At 44.3% G+C, this 21,501-nt stretch carries 17 protein-coding genes and 1 tRNA gene; 10 read left to right on the top strand and 8 right to left on the bottom strand.

The window, feature by feature from the left end:
- Window positions 1–35: 35 nt before the first annotated feature.
- From M2134_RS05795 to M2134_RS05775, 5 genes are all read right to left on the bottom strand, one after another.
- A complete protein-coding gene (locus M2134_RS05795; RefSeq protein ID WP_280751016.1) occupies window positions 36–1,355 on the bottom strand; it encodes a tight junction protein ZO-3 in 1,320 nt (439 codons plus the stop codon).
- A 28-nt stretch (window positions 1,356–1,383) separates the two neighbouring features.
- On the bottom strand, window positions 1,384–2,715 hold the full coding sequence (locus tag M2134_RS05790) for a tight junction protein ZO-3 (protein WP_280751015.1): 1,332 nt from the start codon (window positions 2,713–2,715) through the stop codon (window positions 1,384–1,386).
- A 51-nt stretch (window positions 2,716–2,766) separates the two neighbouring features.
- A complete protein-coding gene (locus M2134_RS05785) occupies window positions 2,767–3,948 on the bottom strand; it encodes a 6-bladed beta-propeller (RefSeq protein WP_280751014.1) in 1,182 nt (393 codons plus the stop codon).
- A gap of 46 nt (window positions 3,949–3,994) precedes the next feature.
- Window positions 3,995–5,182 (bottom strand): 6-bladed beta-propeller, encoded by a 1,188-nt coding sequence (locus tag M2134_RS05780; RefSeq protein WP_280751013.1) that lies wholly within the window; start codon window positions 5,180–5,182, stop codon window positions 3,995–3,997.
- 409 nt (window positions 5,183–5,591) lie between these two features.
- Window positions 5,592–5,948 (bottom strand): helix-turn-helix domain-containing protein, encoded by a 357-nt coding sequence (locus M2134_RS05775; protein WP_280751012.1) that lies wholly within the window; start codon window positions 5,946–5,948, stop codon window positions 5,592–5,594.
- Between the two features lie 934 nt (window positions 5,949–6,882).
- Here M2134_RS05775 and pruA point away from each other — a divergent pair.
- Both pruA and M2134_RS05765 read left to right on the top strand, forming a co-directional pair.
- Complete coding sequence (gene pruA, locus M2134_RS05770; protein WP_280751011.1) at window positions 6,883–8,514, top strand: L-glutamate gamma-semialdehyde dehydrogenase; 1,632 nt, start codon at window positions 6,883–6,885, stop codon at window positions 8,512–8,514.
- Between the two features lie 98 nt (window positions 8,515–8,612).
- Complete coding sequence (locus tag M2134_RS05765; RefSeq protein WP_280751010.1) at window positions 8,613–9,788, top strand: proline dehydrogenase family protein; 1,176 nt, start codon at window positions 8,613–8,615, stop codon at window positions 9,786–9,788.
- A gap of 79 nt (window positions 9,789–9,867) precedes the next feature.
- Here the strand turns inward: M2134_RS05765 and M2134_RS05760 are convergent, their stop codons facing one another.
- The 3 genes from M2134_RS05760 to mltG all read right to left on the bottom strand — a co-directional run bounded on the left by M2134_RS05760 (window position 9,868) and on the right by mltG (window position 13,199).
- Window positions 9,868–10,449: an indolepyruvate oxidoreductase subunit beta gene (locus tag M2134_RS05760; RefSeq protein ID WP_280751009.1), complete on the bottom strand. Its 582-nt coding sequence runs from the start codon at window positions 10,447–10,449 to the stop codon at window positions 9,868–9,870.
- Entirely contained in the window at window positions 10,446–12,047 is a 1,602-nt protein-coding gene (locus tag M2134_RS05755) for a thiamine pyrophosphate-dependent enzyme (RefSeq protein WP_280751008.1), read from the bottom strand. The genes M2134_RS05760 and M2134_RS05755 overlap by 4 nt, the downstream gene beginning before the upstream one ends.
- Window positions 12,048–12,155: 108 nt before the next feature.
- The gene (gene mltG / locus M2134_RS05750) at window positions 12,156–13,199 is read right to left on the bottom strand and encodes an endolytic transglycosylase MltG (RefSeq protein ID WP_280751007.1); all 1,044 of its coding nucleotides are present in this window, start codon (window positions 13,197–13,199) and stop codon (window positions 12,156–12,158) included.
- A 139-nt stretch (window positions 13,200–13,338) separates the two neighbouring features.
- On the opposite strand from mltG, the gene M2134_RS05745 reads away from it, so the two are divergent.
- The 8 genes from M2134_RS05745 (at window position 13,339) to M2134_RS05710 (ending at window position 21,449) form a co-directional block, all read left to right on the top strand.
- A tRNA-Ser gene (locus tag M2134_RS05745) sits at window positions 13,339–13,425 on the top strand.
- A 141-nt stretch (window positions 13,426–13,566) separates the two neighbouring features.
- A complete protein-coding gene (gene rpsF / locus M2134_RS05740) occupies window positions 13,567–13,920 on the top strand; it encodes a 30S ribosomal protein S6 (RefSeq protein WP_280751006.1) in 354 nt (117 codons plus the stop codon).
- A complete protein-coding gene (gene rpsR, locus M2134_RS05735; RefSeq protein WP_280751074.1) occupies window positions 13,920–14,189 on the top strand; it encodes a 30S ribosomal protein S18 in 270 nt (89 codons plus the stop codon). Before rpsF ends, rpsR begins: the two co-directional genes overlap by 1 nt.
- A 22-nt stretch (window positions 14,190–14,211) precedes the next feature.
- Window positions 14,212–14,655 (top strand): 50S ribosomal protein L9, encoded by a 444-nt coding sequence (rplI, locus tag M2134_RS05730; protein ID WP_280751005.1) that lies wholly within the window; start codon window positions 14,212–14,214, stop codon window positions 14,653–14,655.
- A gap of 187 nt (window positions 14,656–14,842) precedes the next feature.
- Window positions 14,843–15,922, top strand: a complete 1,080-nt coding sequence (locus tag M2134_RS05725; RefSeq protein ID WP_280751004.1) for an N-acetylmuramoyl-L-alanine amidase — start codon at window positions 14,843–14,845, stop codon at window positions 15,920–15,922.
- A gap of 34 nt (window positions 15,923–15,956) precedes the next feature.
- On the top strand, window positions 15,957–16,841 hold the full coding sequence (locus M2134_RS05720) for an MlaD family protein (protein ID WP_280751003.1): 885 nt from the start codon (window positions 15,957–15,959) through the stop codon (window positions 16,839–16,841).
- Window positions 16,842–17,232: 391 nt separating this feature from the next.
- Window positions 17,233–18,633, top strand: a complete 1,401-nt coding sequence (gene dnaA / locus M2134_RS05715; RefSeq protein WP_280751002.1) for a chromosomal replication initiator protein DnaA — start codon at window positions 17,233–17,235, stop codon at window positions 18,631–18,633.
- A 278-nt stretch (window positions 18,634–18,911) separates the two neighbouring features.
- On the top strand, window positions 18,912–21,449 hold the full coding sequence (locus tag M2134_RS05710; RefSeq protein ID WP_280751001.1) for an adenosylcobalamin-dependent ribonucleoside-diphosphate reductase: 2,538 nt from the start codon (window positions 18,912–18,914) through the stop codon (window positions 21,447–21,449).
- Window positions 21,450–21,501: the final 52 nt, after the last annotated feature.

Here is a 21,501-nt window from a genome sequence, read left to right as displayed (position 1 = left end):
GGTAGTATTCTCATATAGGTGTTTTTAGATTTATACTACTCCCCCTGTTCTTCGTTTGGGTCAACGACAACCGTGATTTTAAGAGGTTTGCCGGCACGGATCACATCAAACACTAATGAGTCGCTGTATTCAAATACACGCCTATCCTCCATTATTATTTTTTTATTCATCAAATCCTTCGATAAAGAGTCGATCTTATATGTTAAAGGGTCGTAGTGTAACGTATTATAGTCTTCTCCATTTACGGCAATAATTTCATCTCCTTTTCTCAAACCGGCCGATCGGTAATAATTCCCGGCATAATCCGCTATCTCTTTCACAATACTTTTCCCCTGTGAATTTAACGCTGAAGCATAGTGAAAGCGCCTTTGCCTTGGGTCAATTATTCGATGAAAATTGTCGATAGGCTTTAATCCCATTTGCCTGTTTTTAAAGTCAAAAAGGACATTGAAGTGCTTTAGGAAATGCAATCCAATAAGGTATTTGGATGATATCCGGTTCGGTTTATCAAAAGTATAGACCCGTAAGGAATCGATTGTCATATTGTTCATAAAAGTTGCGGTGGTGGTGTAGTATCGGTGGTAGCTTCCGGAATACATCGTCCACACAGCCTCTTTCTTTTTGTTAAAGAAGCTTAGTTCATCGGCATGATGCATCAATGCTATATCCGATGGCATCCCGGTATCCACCAGATAAGGGCCATTGATTGTTACGGTATCACCATCGGCAGATGTTATTTGCAAAGGAAATTGAACGAGAATTCTTTTGTTATTCGGTTCCATCGGTAGCCAATAATAACTGTCCGGTATTATAAAATCTGCCTGTGGGTGAATTTCCAGGTAATTGTTTTCAAAATTCAGTTCCCAGACATGGGTGGTGTCATTCTCCGGGAAACCGAATATCCCATCCAATTCATCACCACTTTGTATCATATTTCTCCAATTAGCTATATTTAGGCTGTTATATGTTACATCCATCTCTCCTATTTTTATCGTATAGGGCCTCTTATAACTTAATCTTACCATTCTCGAAAAATTCCAACTTGAACCTCCAGATGTTGTATCCGGAAGATAAGTAGGAATAATGTCGGGATTAGATGTACAAAAAGCAGAATCCAGATCAAAATTGCCTGCTGTGGCTCCGGTATCAAAGTCCATATTGGCGATAACACCCTCGTTCAACTTAAGAGGAATTTTTATAGCCCTATAATCGGGTGTTATGGTAAAAGAAACCCGATTAGGGTAGGAGTCAATTTCTGCATTCGTTGGCTTATTCCCTGTACAACAGATATGCGTACAGAGGAAGGCAGATAGAATAACGGAAAAGAGATTGTATCTATTCACTTTATCATTCATAGCTTTCTTATTTTAATATACAAATTTCCTACTCCCCCTGTTCTTCGTTTGGGTCAACGACAACCGTGATTTTAAGAGGCTTGCCGGCACGGACCACATCAAACACTAATGAGTCGCTGTATTCAAATACACGCTTATCCTCCATTATTATTTTTTTATTCATCAAGTCCTTCGATAAAGAGTCGATCTTATATGTTAAAGGGTCGTAGTGTAACGTATTATAGTTTTCTCCATTTACGGCAATAATTTCATCTCCTTTTCTCAAACCGGCCGATCGGTAATAATTCCCGGCATTATCCGCTATCTCTTTCACAATACTTTTCCCTTGTGAATTTAACGCTGAAGCATAGTGGAAGCGCCTTTGCCTCGGGTCAATTATTCGATGAAAATTGTCGATGGGTTTCAATCCCATTTGTCTGTTTTTAAAGTCAAAAAGGACATTGAAGTGCTTTAGGAAATGCAATCCAATAAGGTATTTGGATGATATCCGGTTCGGTTTATCAAAAGTATGAACCCGAAAGGAATCGATTGTCATATCGTTCATAAAAGTTGCAGTGGTGGTGTAGTGCCGTCTATAGCTCCCGGTAAATTGTGTCCACACAGCCTCTTTCTTTTTGTTAAAAAAGCTTAGTTCATCGGCATGATGCATCAAAGCCATCTCCCATGGCATCCCGGTATCCACCAGATAAGGGCCATTGATTGTTACGGTATCACCATCGGCAGATGTTATTTGCAAAGGAAATTGAACGAGAATTCTTTTGTTATTCGGTTCCATGGGTAGCCAATAATAACTGTCCGGTATTATAAAATCTGCCTGTGGGTGAATTTCCAGATAATTGTTTTCAAAATTCAGTTCCCAGACATGGGTGGTGTCATTTTCCGGGAAACCGAATATCCCATCCAATTCATCACCACTTTGTATCATATTTCTAAAGTTGTTTATATTTAGGCTGTTATATGTTACATCCGTCTCTCCTATTTTTATCGTATAGGGTCTCTTATAACTTAAGTTTAACATCCTTGAAAAAACCCAACCTGAACCTGTAGATGTTGTGTCCGGAAGATAAGTTGGAATAATGTCGGGATTAGATGTGCAAAAAGTAGAATCCAGATCAAAATTGCCTACTATGAATCCGGTATCAAACATCATATTGGCAACAACATCTTCATCCAACTTAAGAGGAATTCTTATAGCCCTATAATCGGGTGTTATGGTAAAATAAGCCCGATTAGGGTAGGGGTTAATTTCTGCATTCGTTGGCTTATTTCCTGTGCAACAGATATGTGTACAGAGGAAAGCGGATAGTATAAGGAAAAGGAAAGTAATCTTCTTCAACGTGGGAAATAGTTGGTGTTTCATGTTGATTTTTTTTAGTTTCATAATAACTAGAATTAAATGGTTGCGATATATTTACTCTTTAAATCGTAATAAGAATAACAGATCGTTTTCCTCTTCGTCCATATCCTGAACGATTTCTTTCAATCGTCCGCTGAGTTTCCCTTCTTCTAAAGCGTCTTTTAGGGTAGCTACATCATATTGCAAGGCGCCTATTTGCGCATTTCTTGTGGTGGTAATAACGCCTGGGGTGAATGTAATCTCATCTTGGAACTCATCAAATATAATCTTTTGCTGGTATATATTGCCATCTCGTTTATCTCTTACTAATTGATTGTATTTGAAAGGGAGCTGCATTGTTATAGTCTGGATGAACTCGTAATCTCCGCCTTCAAACAGGGTATTCAGATAGGTCTGTTGCCGATCGCTCATAGGGGGAGTACGTACGAAAACCGGTTTCAGGGGTTGATCTTTTTGATAATAAAACATCGTGTCGGTCTCCTGATGATAAAGCAAAAAACCATCTCGGTAGTTGATAATATTATTTTTTCTTGCCGGCACTATTCCGATAGAAGAATCTATTACGCCAAGGGGGATATCAAAATTCTCTGGGACCAGGATATATTCCAACACATGACCATCCTGCTTGGATATACGGCAAAATGGGTGTTCGAATGAATTTCCAATATATTCCATTTTCTCACTTCCTGTTGCTTCTGCTTGAATATTCCGGATCTTAAAGTTGCTTTTTGCTCCGTCGTATAGTAAAAGTGAATTTTCATCACAATCGAACAAAACACCCAACGAAGCATCCGAAGGTAAGGCAAACCCTCTTTTATATTCACCCGCAGACGAATAGACAAAAAGTTTCCTCTTTGATGCGTCCAACACGAAAAATTCATCTTTTTCTTCATCATAAGCTGCCGATGTGGCTGTTATATATTCCTCCGGTCCATTCCCATGACGGTTAAATTTAGACTTTAGTTTTCCATCAAAAGTGAAAAAGAAATAGTCCTGTGTTCGATAGCCATAAATGACAATCGTCTGATCGGTGATGCAGGCCACAAAACCGTTAAACAGACTCTCGTCACTATATTCAAACCGGACATACGACACATCGGCTATCTCTCGCAGATCAATTTCTTTCATAAGATATTCGCGACTCACATCAATACTTGTCACATGGTTGTCCTTTTTGTCAGAAGAACAACCTGTTAGAAGCAAGAAACAAACAATACATGTAAATAGATTCTTCATGATTTTAATTGTTGATTATACGAAAAAGATGAGATGGTTCGGTTTTTTATTTAAACTGAACCAACATAAAGACATTGTTGCCTTCCTCTTCGTCCAGTGTGGCAACCAATTTTTTTAACTCTCCACTTAGTCTGTTTTCGTTATATGCCTCTTTGAGCTCCATGAAATCTAATTCGAAGTGGTAGCCTTTTTCATAATAACTCAGAAGACGTGGATCGAAATGAAAACTTTTTCCTGTATAGTCAGGATGTATCATTGTCGGACGAAATATTTCATCTGTTTTCTTGTCCCTCATGTAATAAATGGCCGACGGATATTCGCCTTTTAGGTATGGATAAACAGCCATGAATTGAAAATCCCCCGCGTCCATACATATATCCATGAAAACCATAGGCTCCGAATGGTTCAATAGCGGCTTTTTATGCAAAAAAGGAGTCAGTATTTTCTCCTTGTTATAAAGGAAAACAGTATCGGTTTCGGGATTGTATAAAAGAAGCCCATCAGGAGACTTTCTTACCCGCGTATACCCAATTTGCCCGAAAAAATCGCCATCGTTAATTGTGCTCACGTTTATCGCATTATTACTCGCTAACTCAATATGCTCTAACACTTCTCCATTCGCTCTGGACATCAGAAAAAAAGAGGAATCATTTGCCTGCTCTGTCAGAGCCGATTTATCGCCTGCATGTTGTTTGTTGATATTCCGCCACAGGTTCGTGTTGTCATACACCAATATGGATTGATCATCAAAAAAAGCTATCTGATTCCCAATGTTTATCTGTGGGAAGGTCAATCTCCTTTTGAATTCACCCAAAGAGGAATACACCTTTATGTAATTATTAAAATCAGGGATAACATATACTTCATCCTTTTCTTCATCATACATGACAGCACTTGCGTTTGAATACTCTTCCGGCCCTTGTCCTTTTCGATTAAAACGTGACTTGGGAACCCCTTCTTTTGAAAAAAACAGTACACTTTGCGAAGAACGATCAACGACAACAATCGTGTTTTCAGTCACATAGTCAATACCCCCTTTGTATAGAAACTCTTTTTCTTTTGTGTCTAAGTACAAATAATGTACATCGGCTATGTCGGTTATCAAAATCTCTTTTTCAGGATAATTTTTTGTAACGTCAATGCATGGCAACCCTTTCTCTGTTTGTTTGTCAGAAGAACAACCTGTTGCAACAATTAGCAAAACAAACAAGCACAATCTTATTATTTCTTTCATAATTCCTATTTATATGATATATACTATTTATCCTATCTCTATCACGTTTTTGAAACCATAGAACTGCGCTAAGCAATCCAACAACAGCTTAACGCCCCCAGCGAAAAGGACCGAGTAGGGTGGGGGATTGCTGTTGTGCAAGACTTGAGGACAAACCTAATAAAAAATTATCTTCTAAATAAGAAAAACGGGATTTTCGTATTCACACTCGTATTCACATTGTTGCAACAGGTTATAAATCAACAGATAGCCGGGATTGCTCTTTTCAAATCGTTAGCCTCAAATCCACTCCAATTAGCAGAAATCAGCAACTATTCCCCCTTTCATGTGGGGAAACAACGTATGTTTAGCGTAGCGATAACGCAAAGCAAAGGGATAGGGAATATATAATTTCTTCTTATGGAGATCGTCAAATACGGTTCATGCGTTGAAAGTGGCTTCGGCGGTATTGTGCCGGTGTGGTTTGTTCGTATTGACGGAAGGCGTGGAAGAAGGTGGCCTGGGTGCGGAATCCGGATTGTAGAGCTACTTCGCGCACCATCATTTCCGGATGTTCAACCAGTAGGCGCTTGCTCTCCTCCAGTCGGTATTTTAACAGACAGGCGCTAAAGGAACATTTGAAGTGGTTGTTGAATATACGTGACAGGTAGGTCCTGTTAACCGGTATCACTTCCGAGGCATCTGTCAGACGCAGATCTTTTCTAAGATATGCTTTGTCGTTCTCAAGCCAGTGGCGTAGCTTTTTTACTTGTAACATTTCGCTCATGATAAATCCTTTTTGTTAAACGTCGTCTAAGTTAATCATGATATGCTTTTTACCTTTTTTTACAAGTGGACAATATGATGGACAATGCGGAAAGGTTTTACAAATCAGCCTGTTTCGTCGTGGGAAAAAGGATTGTTGTGGTTCATTCGATAAATGCGTATTTTTTACATTATAGTCAAATCGGAGGGAAATTGAAGGGAGAAGGGAGAAAGGAAAAAGGAGAAGGGAGAAAGGGAAAGGGAAAGGGAATTGGAGGGAGGGTGCGCAAACGCCGCTTGGCGGCGATCTGTATACAGCCCCGTGCGGAAGCGCGGGGTAATGATCGTATGATCAACAGCGCCGCGTAGCGGTGCTATGTGTTTGTTTTGATGGTTGTTCCATAGCACCGCTACGCGGCGCATTTTTTGCGTGTCCCTTTTCCCCGCGCTCACGCACGGGGCTGTATACAGATCGCTGCTATGCAGCGTTCCCTCACTTCAATTCCCTTTCTCCCTTCTCCTTTTTCCTTTCTCCCTTCTCCCTTCTCCCTTCTCCTTCAAATATTACCAAATCTGAAGATTCGCTCCACCTTCATCATTACACTACCTAAATTCAAATACGCATTCGCCGGATGGACCATTGTTGTTTGAGTCGAAGGCCTTGGCCAACTATCATTTTGTCATTTCTGCCCGAGTATTTTTTCGAAAACGTAGGGGTATTTTAAATTACCCGCAGGAGTAACACTTTTTAACGTATCATATTGTAAAGCAAAACGGGGTTTTTGCTTGCATTTTGATATTTTGGTTTGTGCCCGTTTCCCGGGTTCGTTGCCTTCCCCTTTTCCCCTTATTTGTCTATGATTATTTTTAACGGTCGTCAAATGGGTTTCTCGAAAAAAATTCTTACGTTTACGGACTGATTAAGAAGTTAAACGCAGTAATAATTTAAACGTACAATGAACAACGCGATTTACAGATTTGCGAATCCGGGAAATGAACCGGTTAAGGCTTATGCGCCAGGGTCAAATGAAAAAACAGAGTTAAAAAAAGCCATTGCGCAAGTTAGTTCCGAAGAGTGGGATATTCCTTTGATTATTGGAGGGAAAGAGGTTCGCACCGGGAATACGGGTAAGGTGGTGATGCCGCATAATCATCAGCATGTGTTGGCTACTTACCATAAAGCAGGTGAGAAAGAGGTGCAAATGGCTATCGATGCTGCTATGGCTGCCCATAAAGAATGGTCTGAACTGCCTTGGCTGGAACGTGCTTCCATTATGATGCGCGTGGCCGAATTGTTTGCAACAAAATACCGCTATCTATTGAACGCCTCCGTGATGATGGGACAGAGCAAGAGTCCTTTCCAGGCAGAGATCGATGCGCCGTGTGAGTTGATCGACTTCTTGCGCTACAGCGCTTATTATGCCGGACAGATCTATGCCGATCAGCCCTATTCTGACAAAGGCATCCTGAACCGTATGGAATACCGTGCATTGGAAGGTTTCGTTTTCTCGCTCAGCCCGTTCAACTTTACGTCGATCGCTTCTAACCTGAATATGGGACCGGCGATGATGGGTAATGTGGCGGTTTGGAAGCCCTCGACCACGGCTATTCACTCCAACTATCTGTTGATGAAAGTATTTCAGGAGGCAGGATTGCCCGATGGCGTCATCAACTTCATTCCCGGACAGGGCAGCGTGATTGGTAAGGTGATTACGGCAAGCCCGGATCTGGCAGGTTTCCACTTCACCGGATCAACGGCTACCTTCAATACCTTGTGGCGTCAGATGGCCAACAACCTGGAGAATTACAAATCGTATCCGAAAATTGTCGGCGAGACAGGCGGCAAGAACTTTATCTTCGTACATCCCTCTTCTCCGACTTTGGAAGTGGCTACGGCTATCGTGCGTGGTGCTTTTGAGTATCAGGGACAGAAATGTTCGGCTACTTCACGCGCTTATATTCCTAAATCGCTTTGGGGAGAGATCAAAGAGCAGATTGGCGGTATGCTGAGAGAGATAAAGATGGGTGATCCGACCGACTTCACCAACTTCTTTAATGCGGTGATCGATGAGGCATCGTTCGATAATATCAAGAGTTATATCGACTTTGCAAAAGAGGCGTCGGATGCGAAGATTATCTTCGGTGGTGGATGCGATAAGTCGGTAGGTTATTTTGTAGAACCGACCGTGATTGAGACAACCAATCCGCAATTCAAGAGCATGGTAGAAGAGATCTTCGGCCCGATTATTACGGTGTATGTTTACGACGATAACAAATACGAAGAGACATTAGATATCTGCGACAAGACCTCGCCGTATGCACTGACAGGTTCTATCTTCGCCCGCGACCGTTACGCATTGCAGACAGCGTTTAACAAATTGCGCTATTCAGCCGGTAACTTCTATATCAATGATAAATCGACCGGAGCGGTGATTGCTCAGCAACCGTTTGGTGGTTCTCGTGCTTCCGGAACGAACGATAAGGCAGGAGGCCCGTTAAATCTGATTCGCTGGACTAATCCTCGCTGTATCAAAGAGGCGTTGGTTCCACCAACCGATTATAAGTATCCGTTCTTGGGAGAAGAATAAATGTAGAAATGAAGAATGAAGAGTGAAGAATGAAGAATCTGCAGAGATAATCATTCTTCATTCCTTATTCTTCATTCTTCATTAAATTTCAAAATACTATGTTAGACTTTAATAATACCGAAATTGCTTTTTCTTCCAAGTCGAAGAAAGAGTTGAAAAACGCCTACATGCTCTATACCGTGATGAAGTATCCCTGGATCGTAAAAGCGGGTAAATGGGCATCCAATATTGCTATAAAAATCCATTTTCCACTAGGATGGATTGTGAAACCGACCCTTTACAAACAGTTTGTCGGAGGGGAAACGCTGGAAGAGTGTCGTAAGATTGTCTCTTACCTGGAGAAATTCAATGTGAAATCGACTATGGACTTTTCGGCCGAAGGAGAACAAACACCCAAAGGCATAGAGGCTACCTTCCACGAAACACTACGCTCTGTCGACAATGCCAAAGCGAATCCGAACATCGCTTACGCCGTGTTTAAGCCATCGACCATCACCCGTGATGAGATACTCTGCAAAGCTTCCGAGAAACGCAAAGACCTGACCATCGATGAGATCAAAGAGTTCCGGGAGTTTAAAGAGCGCTTTATGGCCCTCTGCCGTCGTGCCTACGATAACGATGTACGCATTTTGGTCGATGCCGAAGATTATTGTTTTCAGGATGCGATCGATGAATTGACCGATGAGGCCATGCGTGAGTTCAACAAAGAGCGGCCGATTGTGTTTGCTACCCTGCAGATGTATCGCCACGACCGTATGCCCTACCTGCAGCGCATACTGGATGATTCCATCGAAAAGGGCTATTACCCGGGTATTAAGTTTGTGCGCGGCGCCTATATGGAGGAGGAGAGAAAACGCGCGGCCGAGATGGGTTATCCCGATCCGATCTGCAAAGACAAACAGGCGACCGACGATAATTTTGATGCCGGCGTGGCGTTTGTCGTGGAGCATATCGACCGGATGGAGCTCTTTATGGGTACCCACAATGAGGAAAGCAACTATAAATTGGCGAAACTGATCGACGAGAAAGGGCTGAAACGTGATAATCCCCGCATCTTCTTCTCGCAGCTGATGGGCATGAGTGATAATATCTCCTTCAACCTCTCGCATGAGGGCTATAATGTGACTAAGTATGTGCCTTATGCACCGGTGCGCGATGTACTGCCTTACCTGTTGCGCCGTGCCGAAGAGAACACCTCGGTGAAAGGACAAACCGGGCGCGAATTGCGTATGTTGCAGATCGAAATGAACCGCAGAAAAAACGCCAAGAAGTAAAAACAACCTCTTTATTGATGATTGAATACAAAAAAACCGGGAAGAAATTCCCGGTTTTTTCATGTATAAGTATTGCTTTTTATTGCATGCTTTGGGCTACATCATAGCCGGCTTTCAACGCTTTGAGGTTCATTTCGACCACCTCTTCGCCCTTACGTCCGAAGATACTGCGTATGCCCTCTTCGATCTTCTCGAAATCGATTTTCAGGAAAGGAGCCGCAGCGCCCAGCATCACGATATTGGCGGCACGACTTGTAGCCACCTCTTTCGCGATGGCCTCCACATCTAATACCACTTTGTGCGGCAGTTTGTTCAGTTCCGCCTCCACCTTTTCCATCTCCGGATAGTTCGGGATGTTGATGAAAGGTTGTGAATTGGTTACCAGCCAACCCTCTTTCTTCAGGAAAGGCAGGTAGCGCAGGCTTTCCATCGGCTCCAAAGAGATGATCAGATCGGCCTGCCCTAAGGCGATCAGGTCGGAAGCGATCGGCTTATCAGACAAACGCAGGTTGGATTGCACGTCGCCTCCACGCTGGCTCATACCATGCACTTCAGCTTGTTTCATATACAACCCCTCTTTCAGGGCTGCTTCACCAATAACGGCGGCGATGGAGAGGATACCCTGGCCTCCTACTCCGGATAGGATAATATCTATTTTCATTTCTTTGCGGCTTTACGTTTTCTGGCATAGGTTTGGATACACTCGCGACGTGGGATAATCACCGACACGCCTTTGTATTCGATCTCTTCACGGATGATGGTTTTCATCTCTTCGAAATTCTTCTTCAAAGGCACCATCACGCGGATATGAGCGGGATCCACACCGATCCCGGCGCAGATAGACTCGATTCGGCCTGTGCCGGCGGAGTCTTGTCCTCCGGTCATAGCGGTGGTCTCATTGTCGGAGATGATGATGGTGATCGGCGTATTCTCGTTCACGCAATCCAACAGACCGGTCATACCGGAGTGGGTAAAGGTGGAGTCGCCAATCACAGACACGGCAGGGAACAGACCGGCATCGGAAGCCCCTTTCGCCATAGTAATGGAGGCGCCCATATCGATACAGGTGTCGATGGCGCGGAAAGGAGGCAAGGCACCCAAGGTGTAACAACCGATATCGCTGAACACTTTAGCCGCTCCGTTGTATTCCAATAGTACTTCATTCAATGCTTCATACACATCGCGGTGACCGCATCCCTGACACAAAGCGGGCGGGCGTTGCTCTACCACTTCCGGTATCGCGTAGAAACTTTCGATTTTTTTACCTAAGGCGCGGCCAACGGCATCGGGCGTGAGTTCGCCTTCGCGTTGCAGGGTTCCGTCCAGTCGTCCATGAACGATCAGCCCTTTATTCAGATAGCCTTTCAGTTGTTCTTCCACCATCGGGAAGCCCTCTTCCAGTACCAGAATCTCTTTACACTCAGCGGCCAGTTTCTCTACCAGGTTGCGTGGAAGAGGATATTGGGTGATCTTCAATACCGGGTGTTCGAAGCCTTCGGGGTAGTTTTCCGAGAGGTAATTGAACGCGATACCGGTGGTAATGATTCCCAAGTCTTTATTGGGCGCGTCGAAATATTGGTTGTAGGTTGATTCTTCTGATTCGCGGGTGAATACAGCCTGTGCTTCCAATAATGTTTTGTAGCGTTTGCGAGCCAGGGCAGGCAGAAGCACAAACCGTTGACGACCATCCGCCGGTGTACTCATTTGATTCTCTTCCTTTTGCGGACGGGTAACCACACCGGCACGTGAGTGTGCCATACGGGTGGTGATGCGCAACAGGACAGGATAGCCCAGTTTTTCAGAAAGCTCGAAGCCGTCATATACCATGTCGTATGCCTCCTGTTGGTTGGATGGTTCCAACATCGGGATCATGGCAAAGTTGCCATAAAAGCGGTTGTCCTGTTCGTTCTGGGAGGAGTGCATCGAGGGGTCGTCGGCCGTTACAATGATCATCCCGCCATGAATCCCGCTCATCGAAGCGTTCATAAAGCAGTCGGCAGCCACGTTCAGCCCCACATGTTTCATACAGCAAAGGGTACGTTTCCCTGCGTAACTCATTCCCAAGGCTGTTTCCATCGCTGTTTTCTCGTTGGTGCTCCATCGGCTGTGGATGCCACGTTCTTTTGCGATCGGAGAAGCCTGGATATATTCCGTGATTTCGGTAGAAGGGGTGCCCGGATAAGCATATACACCGGAAAGGCCGGCGTCGATAGCCGCTTGCGCAATGGCCTCATCCCCTAAAAAAAGATGTTTTCCCATATAGATTATGTTTTCTATGATGAATGTTTACTAATTATATGACAGCACGTAATGTCACGCTGTGACGTGTACAAATATACGCCTTTTGCTTTTATCCCCGACAAAAACCTATCGAATATTCCTCCGGTTGAGTTCCTGTCGGTAGCGGTTTGCGTTGTTGTTGTGTTCCCGCAAGGTGGAAGCGAAGTTATGGCGCCCTGAAAAATCTTCCTTGGCAACCATATAGAGGTAGTTGTGTTTCGCATAGTTCAATACGGCATTCAGCCCCTGGATGGAAGGAATGCGAAGCGGTCCGGGAGGCAAGCCGGGATAGATATAGGTATTGTAAGGCGAGTCAACCTCGAGGTGCACATAGAGGATGCGTTGGAGCATAAAGTCGCCCACAGCATATTTCACTGTCGGATCGGCCTGCAACAGCATACCCCGGTGGAGACGATTGATGTAAAGACCGGCTACCACCGGGAACTCATCCGCCACAGCGGTCTCTTCCTCTACGATAGAGGCCAGGATTGCTACCTCTGTCGGAGTCAGCCCGATCGATTCAGCCTTCTTACGGCGTTCGTCCGTCCAGAAAGCATCGTATTCCCGTTTCATCCGGGTTAAGAGAGCGTCAGGCGATATATTCCAATAGACCTCATAGGTGTTCGGTATAAACAGGCAACGGATTGTCTCCAGATCAAAACCTAACGAGTCGCAATAGGCGGGATCGGCCAGGCGGTTCAGGAGATCTTCGGACGAGAGCATCAACTGTTCGTCCAACCGTCGGGTCAGATCTTCCAGGAAACGGATATTATTAAAGGTGATACGCGTAGCGGTTTGCTGCCCGCGGCGAAGGCGATTCAAAAGGTCCAGGTTACTCATCTCCGGCTCTACCGCATAACGTCCCGTACGCATGGCTTCGGGATAATGCAAGCGATTGGCCAACCAACGAAAGCTCCCCGGGTTTGAGCAGGCGGCAGAATCGGTCAATTGACTGCATAAATCATCGAAATCTTTTCGCTCATCCACATAAATATACACCTTGTCGGAAGGGGTGAAGTTCGGACCTACAGCCATTCGGTAGAGCCACCAGCCTATTATCGCAGCCACAAGAAATAGGGATAAAAGAATCCCTAAAGCGATGACCCATTTGGAACGTTTGGTAATACCCATCTTTATAATGCTTTGACTATCAGAATAAGCAGCAAAAGTAGCATCTTTTTCTTGAAAAAACGCGGTAAAAGGCTTTGTTTATTAAAAATTACGCCTATCTTTGCAGCGCAATTCCCAAAGAATACACCCGGGAAGTGAAGGAAGTGTGGGTGAGTGGCTGAAACCACCAGTTTGCTAAACTGACGATATCGCAAGGTATCCGCGAGTTCGAATCTCGCCGCTTCCGCAAAAAGCCTGATAACTCAGGCTTTTTTTTTTGTCCGGACGCGAAATACGAAAAAGAGAAAAACTTTTTTTGTTTGTACGGATAAAATGTCTACCTTTGCCCCGCTAAATTTATTTAATAATCAAATTAATAACAGCGTTTATGAACAATTACGAAACTGTTTTCATTTTAACTCCCGTTTTATCTGACGCTCAGATGAAGGAAGCAGTAGAAAAGTTCACAAACTTCCTCAAAAAAGAAGAGGCAGAGATTGTGAATGAAGAGAACTGGGGATTGCGCAAACTGGCGTATCCTATTGCCAAGAAAACGACCGGTTTTTATCAATTGGTTGAGTTTAAAGCGAATCCTGAAACCATTGCGAAATTGGAAGTACAATTCCGTCGCGACGAACGGGTGATCCGTTTCCTTACTTTCCGTCAGGATAAATACGCAGCTGAATATGCAGCGAAGAGAAGAAATTTGAAAGCATCTAAAGAAACAGTAAAAGAAAATTAATCATGGCAGCTCCATCAGAAATCAGATATTTGACACCACCTTCCGTGGATGTAAAAAAGAAAAAATATTGCCGTTTCAAGAAAAGTGGCATCAAGTATATCGATTACAAAGATCCTGAATTCTTGAAGAAATTCCTGAACGAGCAGGGAAAGATCCTTCCTCGTCGTATCACCGGAACTTCTTTGAAATTCCAACGTCGCGTAGCACAGGCTGTGAAAAGAGCACGCCACCTGGCATTGCTGCCTTACGTAACCGATTTAATGAAATAATTTAAAAGAGAGGAGACAGAATATGCAAGTTATTTTGAAAGAAGATGTAGCGAACTTAGGCTACAAAGACGATATCGTAACAGTAAAGAGCGGTTACGGACGTAACTTTCTAATCCCCCAGGGCAAAGCGGTGATCGCTTCCGAATCGGCAAAAAAAGTATTGGCAGAGAATCTCCGTCAACGCGCTCATAAGCTGGCGAAGATCAAAGAAGACGCTGAAGCATTGGCTGCGAAATTAGAAGGTGTATCACTGACTATCGGAACAAAAACAAGCTCTACAGGTACTATCTTTGGTTCTGTAACCAATATTCAGATTGCTGAAGCATTGGAAAAACTTGGCTTTGAAATCGATCGTAAGAGCATCTCCGTGAAAGACGCGGTGAAAGAAGTAGGAAGTTATAAAGCGAAGGTGAAACTCCACAAAGAGGTAGCCGTAGAAATTCCTTTCGAAGTTGTTTCAGAATAAGACAGGAACAAACATAGAGATAAGAAAGAGCGATTCCGAAAACGGGGTCGCTTTTTTTTTGGGCTAAGCGGTTTTCGCTCTCCTGTTTTCCGAGCTGAAATGGGCTGTTTGATCATTTCATAAAACCTATCTGCCTGTAGATTCGTGAAAAAGAAGTACATTTGCCTTCGGTTGTAAACAGGAAGCAATGACGACGGCAAAAGATTTTTTGTGTGTGAGCATCCTCATCGTGCTGTTTTTACTTTTCCCGATACAGAAAAGTGTTGGGAACGACAAGGTATTTACGGTGGTGATCGATCCCGGACATGGAGGGAAAGATCCGGGTGCGGTGGGTGCTACGGCCAAAGAGAAAGATATCAACCTGGCTGTTTCCTTGAAGTTGGGGAAGATGATTGCCGCCTCTTTCACGGATGTGAAGGTGGTCTATACGCGTGACCGCGATCGTTTTGTGGATCTGGACGCGCGAGCGAATATGGCCAATAAAAACAAAGCCGACCTGTTTATCTCGATTCATACCAATGCGGTGGCCAAAGGAACGGTCAGAGGAACGGAGACCTACACCTTGGGGTTAGCCCGGACGGAAGAGAATCTGCGTGTGGCTATGATGGAGAACTCGGCCATCCTATTGGAGGATGATTATATGCAAAAATACGAAGGGTTCGATCCGAAATCGTCGGAGTCCTATATTATCTTCGAATTTATGCAAAACAAACATATGGAGCAGAGCATCTCTTTCGCTTCGGAAATTCAAAAGGGTTTTGTTGCCTGTAAACGGGTCGACAGGGGAGTGCGTCAGGCCGGGTTTCTGGTGTTGCGCAAAACCAGTATGCCGAGCGTATTGGTGGAACTGGGTTATATCTCTACGGCGGCGGAAGAAAAATATATGAAGTCGGCTCAAGGACAAGACCAGTTGGCGCGGGCTATTTATGATGCTTTTGTAAAATATAAACGTGAATACGATCGCAAACAGGGTGGTGCGTCGGCCAGTGTGGCTGTTGCTTCGAAAACCGATGCGAAGCCGGCGGCTACGACCGGTCAGGTGGTTTATAAGGTGCAGATTGTGGCATCCAACAAAAAGCTGGCATCCAACGCCAAGGAATTGAAGGGGTATAAGAATGTTGATTTTTATGTAGAAAACGGTCTGTATAAATATACGTATGGCGAATCGACCAGTATGGATGAGATACGTGCCATCCGCCGGAGTCTGGCAAAAGATTTTAAAGACGCCTTTATTATCTCCTTCAAGGATGGCAAAAAGGTAAAATGAAGTAAGTAATAATTTAGAAAAAGAAATAGAGAAGATGAAACATGCATTTACAAAAGAAGCGAAAATCGGATTGGTGACACTTGTCAGCCTTATACTATTATATATAGGTATAAACTATCTGAAAGGAATCAACCTGTTCAAACCGGTGAACCATTATTTTATTACGTTTAGTGATGTGAGAGATCTGACGGTATCGAGTCCGATCTATGTGGATGGTTATAAGGTGGGGCTGGTACGTTCTATTAACTATGATTATTCGACGGTGGACAAGATCGTGGTGGAGGTTAGCCTCGACAAAGAGATGCGGGTGAACAAAGACAGTTATGTGACGATCTCCAAAAGTTTGTTGGGCGGTGCCGATCTTTATCTGCATCTGAACAAGTATACCTCTGAGTTTATCAAATCGGGCTCTTATATAGAGGGGCGTATAGAGGGTGATATGATGTCGTCGCTTCAAGAGAATCTCCTGCCGGGTGTGGTGGATTTATTGCCTAAGATCGATTCGATCCTGGCGGGGTTGCAGGCGATTGTGAATCATCCTGCTTTATCTCAGTCGCTGACTCAGATCGAGCGTACGACGAATAACCTGGAACTATCGACCAAGCAACTGAATAGCTTGTTGAATAAAGATGTGCCGCTTATCGTGGGCAACTTAAAAACGATTTCAGATAATTTTGTCTCCGTGAGCGAAGAGTTTAATGGCCTGGACTACCGGGGATTGTTTGCTGAAATCGATCAGACATTGTCTAACCTGAAAGAGACCACGGAGAAATTGAATTCGAAAGAAAATAGCATAGGCTTATTGTTGAACGACAGAAGTTTGTATGATAACCTGAATCAGACCTCTGCCAACGCGGCTTCTTTGTTGCAAGACCTGCAGGAGAATCCCAAACGCTATGTCCACTTCTCTCTCTTTTGATCGCTTGACACTTTAAGGAGAAACTCGCGCGCTGATAAAGCGAAACTCTGTTGAAAGATTATTTAGAATGGTTCTAATTAACGGTGAATCTGTTGAAATTCTTTGCTTTCAGCATAACCCTCTCTAATCGAACGGAGTAGAATGATAAGTGAGCAAAAGGTTCGTTTTTTTGACAAGAGGCTAACGCGCTAGTTGGCTGATTTTCGGTTGAATGATTTTTTTTGTTTGCTGTAAGATGTTGTCAGTCAGATGCTTTTTTGTAACTGATTGAAATTAAACAGGATATTAATATGCAAGATTAACGCGGGTTTTATTGCCTTTTTTTTTTCGAAATAATTGCTCAACTTTGCTCAGCAAAACAAAAATAGAAAGTTAGGGAGACTACAAAGAAATGCAGATGAATCATACCATATTGTGGGAAAGCTGTCTTAATATCATTAAGGACATTGTGCCGGAGGCGGCTTATAAAACATGGTTTCTTCCAATTATTCCGTTGTCATACGAAGAAAATAAATTCACGGTACAAGTGCCAAGTGAATTCTTTTATGAGTTTCTGGAAGCTAAATATGTAGATGTGTTGCGGGCAACCATTTACCGCGTTTTTGGTCCGGGTACACAGTTGTGTTATCGGGTGAAGATCGTAGATAAAACACCTGAAGGTACGTTGGATTATCCGGCAGGGAATGGTACGCCACTCCCTTTTGACAAAAAAGGCAAAGCGATCACAAAGGCGCCTAATCCGTTTGCGCCGTCAGCGCCTCAGGATCTGGATCCGCAGCTTAATGCGAAATATAGTTTTGATAACTTTTATGAAGGAGTTAGCAATCGCTTGGCGCGTACCGCGGCAGAAGAGGTGGCTAAGAATCCGGGGAAAACTACTTATAATCCCTTGTTCCTGTATGGTCCTTCGGGCGTAGGAAAGACTCATTTGTGTCATGCGATAGGCCGGCGTATTCGTGAGCTCTGCCCGGAAAAGAAAGTCTTGTATGTTAATGCTCACCTGTTCCGTATTCAGTTCACCGATGCGACCCGTAAGAATACAACCAACGATTTCTTGAATTTCTATCAAGGGATTGATGTATTGTTATTGGATGATATTCAGGAGTTGATCGGTATGGAAAAGACACAGAATACCTTCTTCCATATATTCAATCACTTACATCAACTGGGTAAGCAACTGGTGTTGACTTCCGATAAGGCTCCGGCGGATTTGCAGGGGATCGAAGAGCGTTTGATTACTCGTATGAAGTGGGGATTGACGGCTGAGATGAAACGTCCGGATGTGGAACTGCGCAAGAAGATCTTACGTCATAAGACGCTTCAGGATGGTATTCGTATGTCGGACGATGTGTTCCAGTTTATCGCAGAGAATGTCAGTGACAATGTGCGTGACCTCGAAGGGGTGCTTGTTTCGCTGATGGCTCATTCGGTGATCGATAACCGGGAGATTGATATGTCATTGGCGCGGTGGGTGATCAGTCAGAGTGTCAAGTTGGAGAAAAAGCAGTTGTCTATTGAGAAAATACAAGAGGTAGTTTGCGATTATTTCAATCTGGAAACCTCCCTTATTCAAACGGCTTCCCGTAAACGGGAGGTGGTGCAGGCGCGTCAGATTGCTATGTATTTGGCGAAAAAATATACCGATAGTTCCTTCTCGCATATCGGACAACTTGTCGGAAAAAAGAATCATGCAACTGTTTTGCATGCTTGCAAAACGATAAAGGATCAGATTGAAATAAATAAATCCTTCCGTTCTTCGGTAGAAGAGATAGAATCGTTGCTAAAAAAATAATTTACTCTTGCAAGTAAAAGATACGAAGAGCGCCTTATGGGTGCTCTTTTTTTATCTTTTTTGAGAACTGCTCTCTTTTATGTAATTTTCTTTTTGGAAAACTTTTTGTTTTCATGAAAAACGTAAACCTTTGAATATCAGTTCTTGTTTTGTTTGTTTTGGAAAACTTATTAACAATGGAGGTTTTTATAAGAGAATAATTTGTGTAAGTGTCGAACAATTACTAATCTTGCATTGTTAAACAATCCGCATACGCTTATTACAAAAAAAATACAACCGTGGTTCAAACAACTTTTACTTTTGACGAAGCCTTTAAAGCTTCAATTGACTATTTTACCGGCGATGAACTGGCCGCTAAAGTGTGGGTAAACAAATATGCCTTGAAAGATGCCTTTGGTAATATCTACGAGAAATCGCCGGAGGATATGCATCGCCGTTTGGCATCAGAGATTGCCCGCGTAGAAAAGAAGTATCCTAATCCGTTAACCGAACAGGAGCTTTTTGATCTTTTCGATCATTTTCGTTATATCGTACCGCAGGGGAGTCCCATGACCGGTATTGGCAACGATTATCAGATCGCCTCTCTCTCCAACTGTTTTGTGATTGGTATCGATGGCCAGGCCGACTCGTACGGCGCCATTATCCGTATCGACGAAGAACAGGTGCAACTGATGAAACGCCGGGGTGGGGTAGGACATGACCTCTCGCATATCCGCCCGAAAGGTTCACCCGTAAAGAATTCGGCTCTGACCTCTACCGGATTGGTACCGTTTATGGAGCGCTATTCGAATTCAACACGCGAGGTAGCTCAGGACGGACGCCGGGGTGCTTTGATGCTGAGTGTATCGATCAAACATCCCGATTCGGAGTCGTTTATCGACGCGAAAATGACAGAGGGCAAAGTGACCGGTGCCAATGTTTCGGTGAAGATCGACGACGACTTTATGAATGCCGTCGTGAACGGAACAACCTACAAACAGCAATATCCTATCGATTCGGAGAACCCTACGACGGTGAAAGAGGTGAATGCTTCGGAACTCTGGGGGAAAATCATCCACAATGCCTGGAAATCAGCCGAGCCGGGAGTGCTCTTCTGGGATACCATCCTGAAAGAATCGGTGCCCGATTCGTATGCCGACCTGGGATTCCGCACCGTTTCAACCAATCCGTGTGGGGAGATTCCTCTTTGTCCGTATGACAGCTGCCGCCTGTTGGCAATCAATCTCTATTCCTATGTGGTGAATCCGTTTACCCCCGAGGCCTATTTCGATTACGACCTGTTCAAAAAACATGTGGAATTGGCACAACGGATCATGGATGATATCATCGATCTGGAATCGGAGAAGATTGAAAAGATTCTGGAAAAGATCGATTCCGACCCTGAATATCAGGAGGTAAAGCAGACAGAACGCCATTTGTGGGAAAAGATACAGAAGAAAACGCTTCAAGGCCGCCGTACAGGTGTCGGCATCACGGCTGAAGGCGATATGATTGCTGCTTTGGGATTGCGTTATGGTACGGAAGAGGCAACCGAATGTGCCGAAGAGGTACAGAAAGTGCTTGCCTTGGCGGCTTATCGTTCTTCCGTAACGATGGCCAAAGAGCGTGGTGCGTTTGAGATTTTCGATGCGAAACGTGAAGAGAAGAATCCGTTTATCCAACGCTTGCGTGCGGAAGATCCGGAAATGTATGACGATATGGTGAAATATGGCCGACGGAATATTGCCTGTCTGACCATTGCGCCAACCGGCACAACCAGCTTGATGACACAGACCACTTCGGGTATCGAACCGGTGTTTCTGCCTGTTTACAAGCGTCGCCGCAAGGTAAATCCGAATGATGCCTCCGTACGTGTCGATTTCGTTGACGAGACAGGCGACTCCTGGGAAGAATATATCGTGTTCCATCATAAGTTTGTCACCTGGATGCAGGCAAACGGTTATGCGGTGACCAAGAAATATACGCAGGAAGAAATCGATGAACTGATCGAAAAATCACCTTATAATAAAGCGACCTCCAACGATGTCGACTGGTTGCAGAAGGTACGCATGCAGGGTCGTATACAGAAATGGGTGGATCACTCCATCAGTGTGACGATCAACCTGCCGGAAGACGCGACGGAAGAGCTGGTAAATACCTTGTATGTCGAAGCTTGGAAGTGCGGATGTAAGGGCTGTACGGTTTACCGTGACGGTTCACGCTCAGGCGTATTGGTATCGGCCAGCGACAAGAAAAAAGAGGACTGCGACTGCATGGAACCGCCGGTGATTGTCTCTACCCGCCCGCGTATCCTGGAAGCTGACGTGGTGAAATTCCAGAACAACCGTGAGAAATGGATCGCCTTCGTAGGCTTGTTGAACGGTCGTCCGTATGAGATCTTTACCGGTTTGGCCGATGACGACGAAGGTATCATGCTTCCCAAAAATGTGAATAAGGGATATATCATCAAGAGCTACGACGACGATGGTGGCAAGCACTATGACTTCCAGTTCCGCAACAAGCGTGGTTATAAGATGACCATCGAAGGATTGGACGGCAAGTTCGACCCGGAATACTGGAACTACGCGAAACTGATCTCCGGGGTATTGCGCTATGGTATGCCTATCGACCAGGTAATCAAATTGGTTCAAGGCATGGAGCTCGATAGCGAATCAATCAATACCTGGAAGAACGGGGTGGAACGTGCCTTGAAAAAATACCTGCCCAATGGAGCGGAAGTGAAAGGACAGAAATGCCCGAACTGCGGATATGAAACATTAATCTACCAGGAAGGCTGTCTGATCTGCACCAACTGCGGCGCATCCAAGTGCGGATAACGCATCCTTTCGGATAGAAGAAACGAAAGAGTGAAAACGTTTGCGGTATTCA

Source organism: Parabacteroides sp. PM6-13 (assembly GCF_029892605.1).
Classification (GTDB): domain Bacteria; phylum Bacteroidota; class Bacteroidia; order Bacteroidales; family Tannerellaceae; genus QVMG01.
The sequence above is the reverse complement of the archived record's forward strand: the minus strand, read 5'-3'. Positions and strand labels throughout refer to the sequence as shown.

Excerpts from the sequence above, each read along its gene's own strand:
- M2134_RS05775 (WP_280751012.1), bottom strand. The coding sequence starts at position 5,948 with ATGAGCGAAATGTTACAAGTAAAAAAGCTACGCCACTGGCTTGAGAAC.
- M2134_RS05765 (WP_280751010.1), top strand. The coding sequence starts at position 8,613 with ATGTTAGACTTTAATAATACCGAAATTGCTTTTTCTTCCAAGTCGAAG.
- M2134_RS05720 (WP_280751003.1), top strand. The coding sequence starts at position 15,957 with ATGAAACATGCATTTACAAAAGAAGCGAAAATCGGATTGGTGACACTT.
- M2134_RS05760 (WP_280751009.1), bottom strand. The coding sequence starts at position 10,449 with ATGAAAATAGATATTATCCTATCCGGAGTAGGAGGCCAGGGTATCCTC.
- rpsF (WP_280751006.1), top strand. The coding sequence starts at position 13,567 with ATGAACAATTACGAAACTGTTTTCATTTTAACTCCCGTTTTATCTGAC.
- M2134_RS05795 (WP_280751016.1), bottom strand. The coding sequence starts at position 1,355 with ATGAATGATAAAGTGAATAGATACAATCTCTTTTCCGTTATTCTATCT.
- rplI (WP_280751005.1), top strand. The coding sequence starts at position 14,212 with ATGCAAGTTATTTTGAAAGAAGATGTAGCGAACTTAGGCTACAAAGAC.
- M2134_RS05780 (WP_280751013.1), bottom strand. The coding sequence starts at position 5,182 with ATGAAAGAAATAATAAGATTGTGCTTGTTTGTTTTGCTAATTGTTGCA.
- M2134_RS05725 (WP_280751004.1), top strand. The coding sequence starts at position 14,843 with ATGACGACGGCAAAAGATTTTTTGTGTGTGAGCATCCTCATCGTGCTG.
- pruA (WP_280751011.1), top strand. The coding sequence starts at position 6,883 with ATGAACAACGCGATTTACAGATTTGCGAATCCGGGAAATGAACCGGTT.
- M2134_RS05790 (WP_280751015.1), bottom strand. The coding sequence starts at position 2,715 with ATGAAACACCAACTATTTCCCACGTTGAAGAAGATTACTTTCCTTTTC.
- mltG (WP_280751007.1), bottom strand. The coding sequence starts at position 13,199 with ATGGGTATTACCAAACGTTCCAAATGGGTCATCGCTTTAGGGATTCTT.
- M2134_RS05785 (WP_280751014.1), bottom strand. The coding sequence starts at position 3,948 with ATGAAGAATCTATTTACATGTATTGTTTGTTTCTTGCTTCTAACAGGT.
- dnaA (WP_280751002.1), top strand. The coding sequence starts at position 17,233 with ATGCAGATGAATCATACCATATTGTGGGAAAGCTGTCTTAATATCATT.
- M2134_RS05755 (WP_280751008.1), bottom strand. The coding sequence starts at position 12,047 with ATGGGAAAACATCTTTTTTTAGGGGATGAGGCCATTGCGCAAGCGGCT.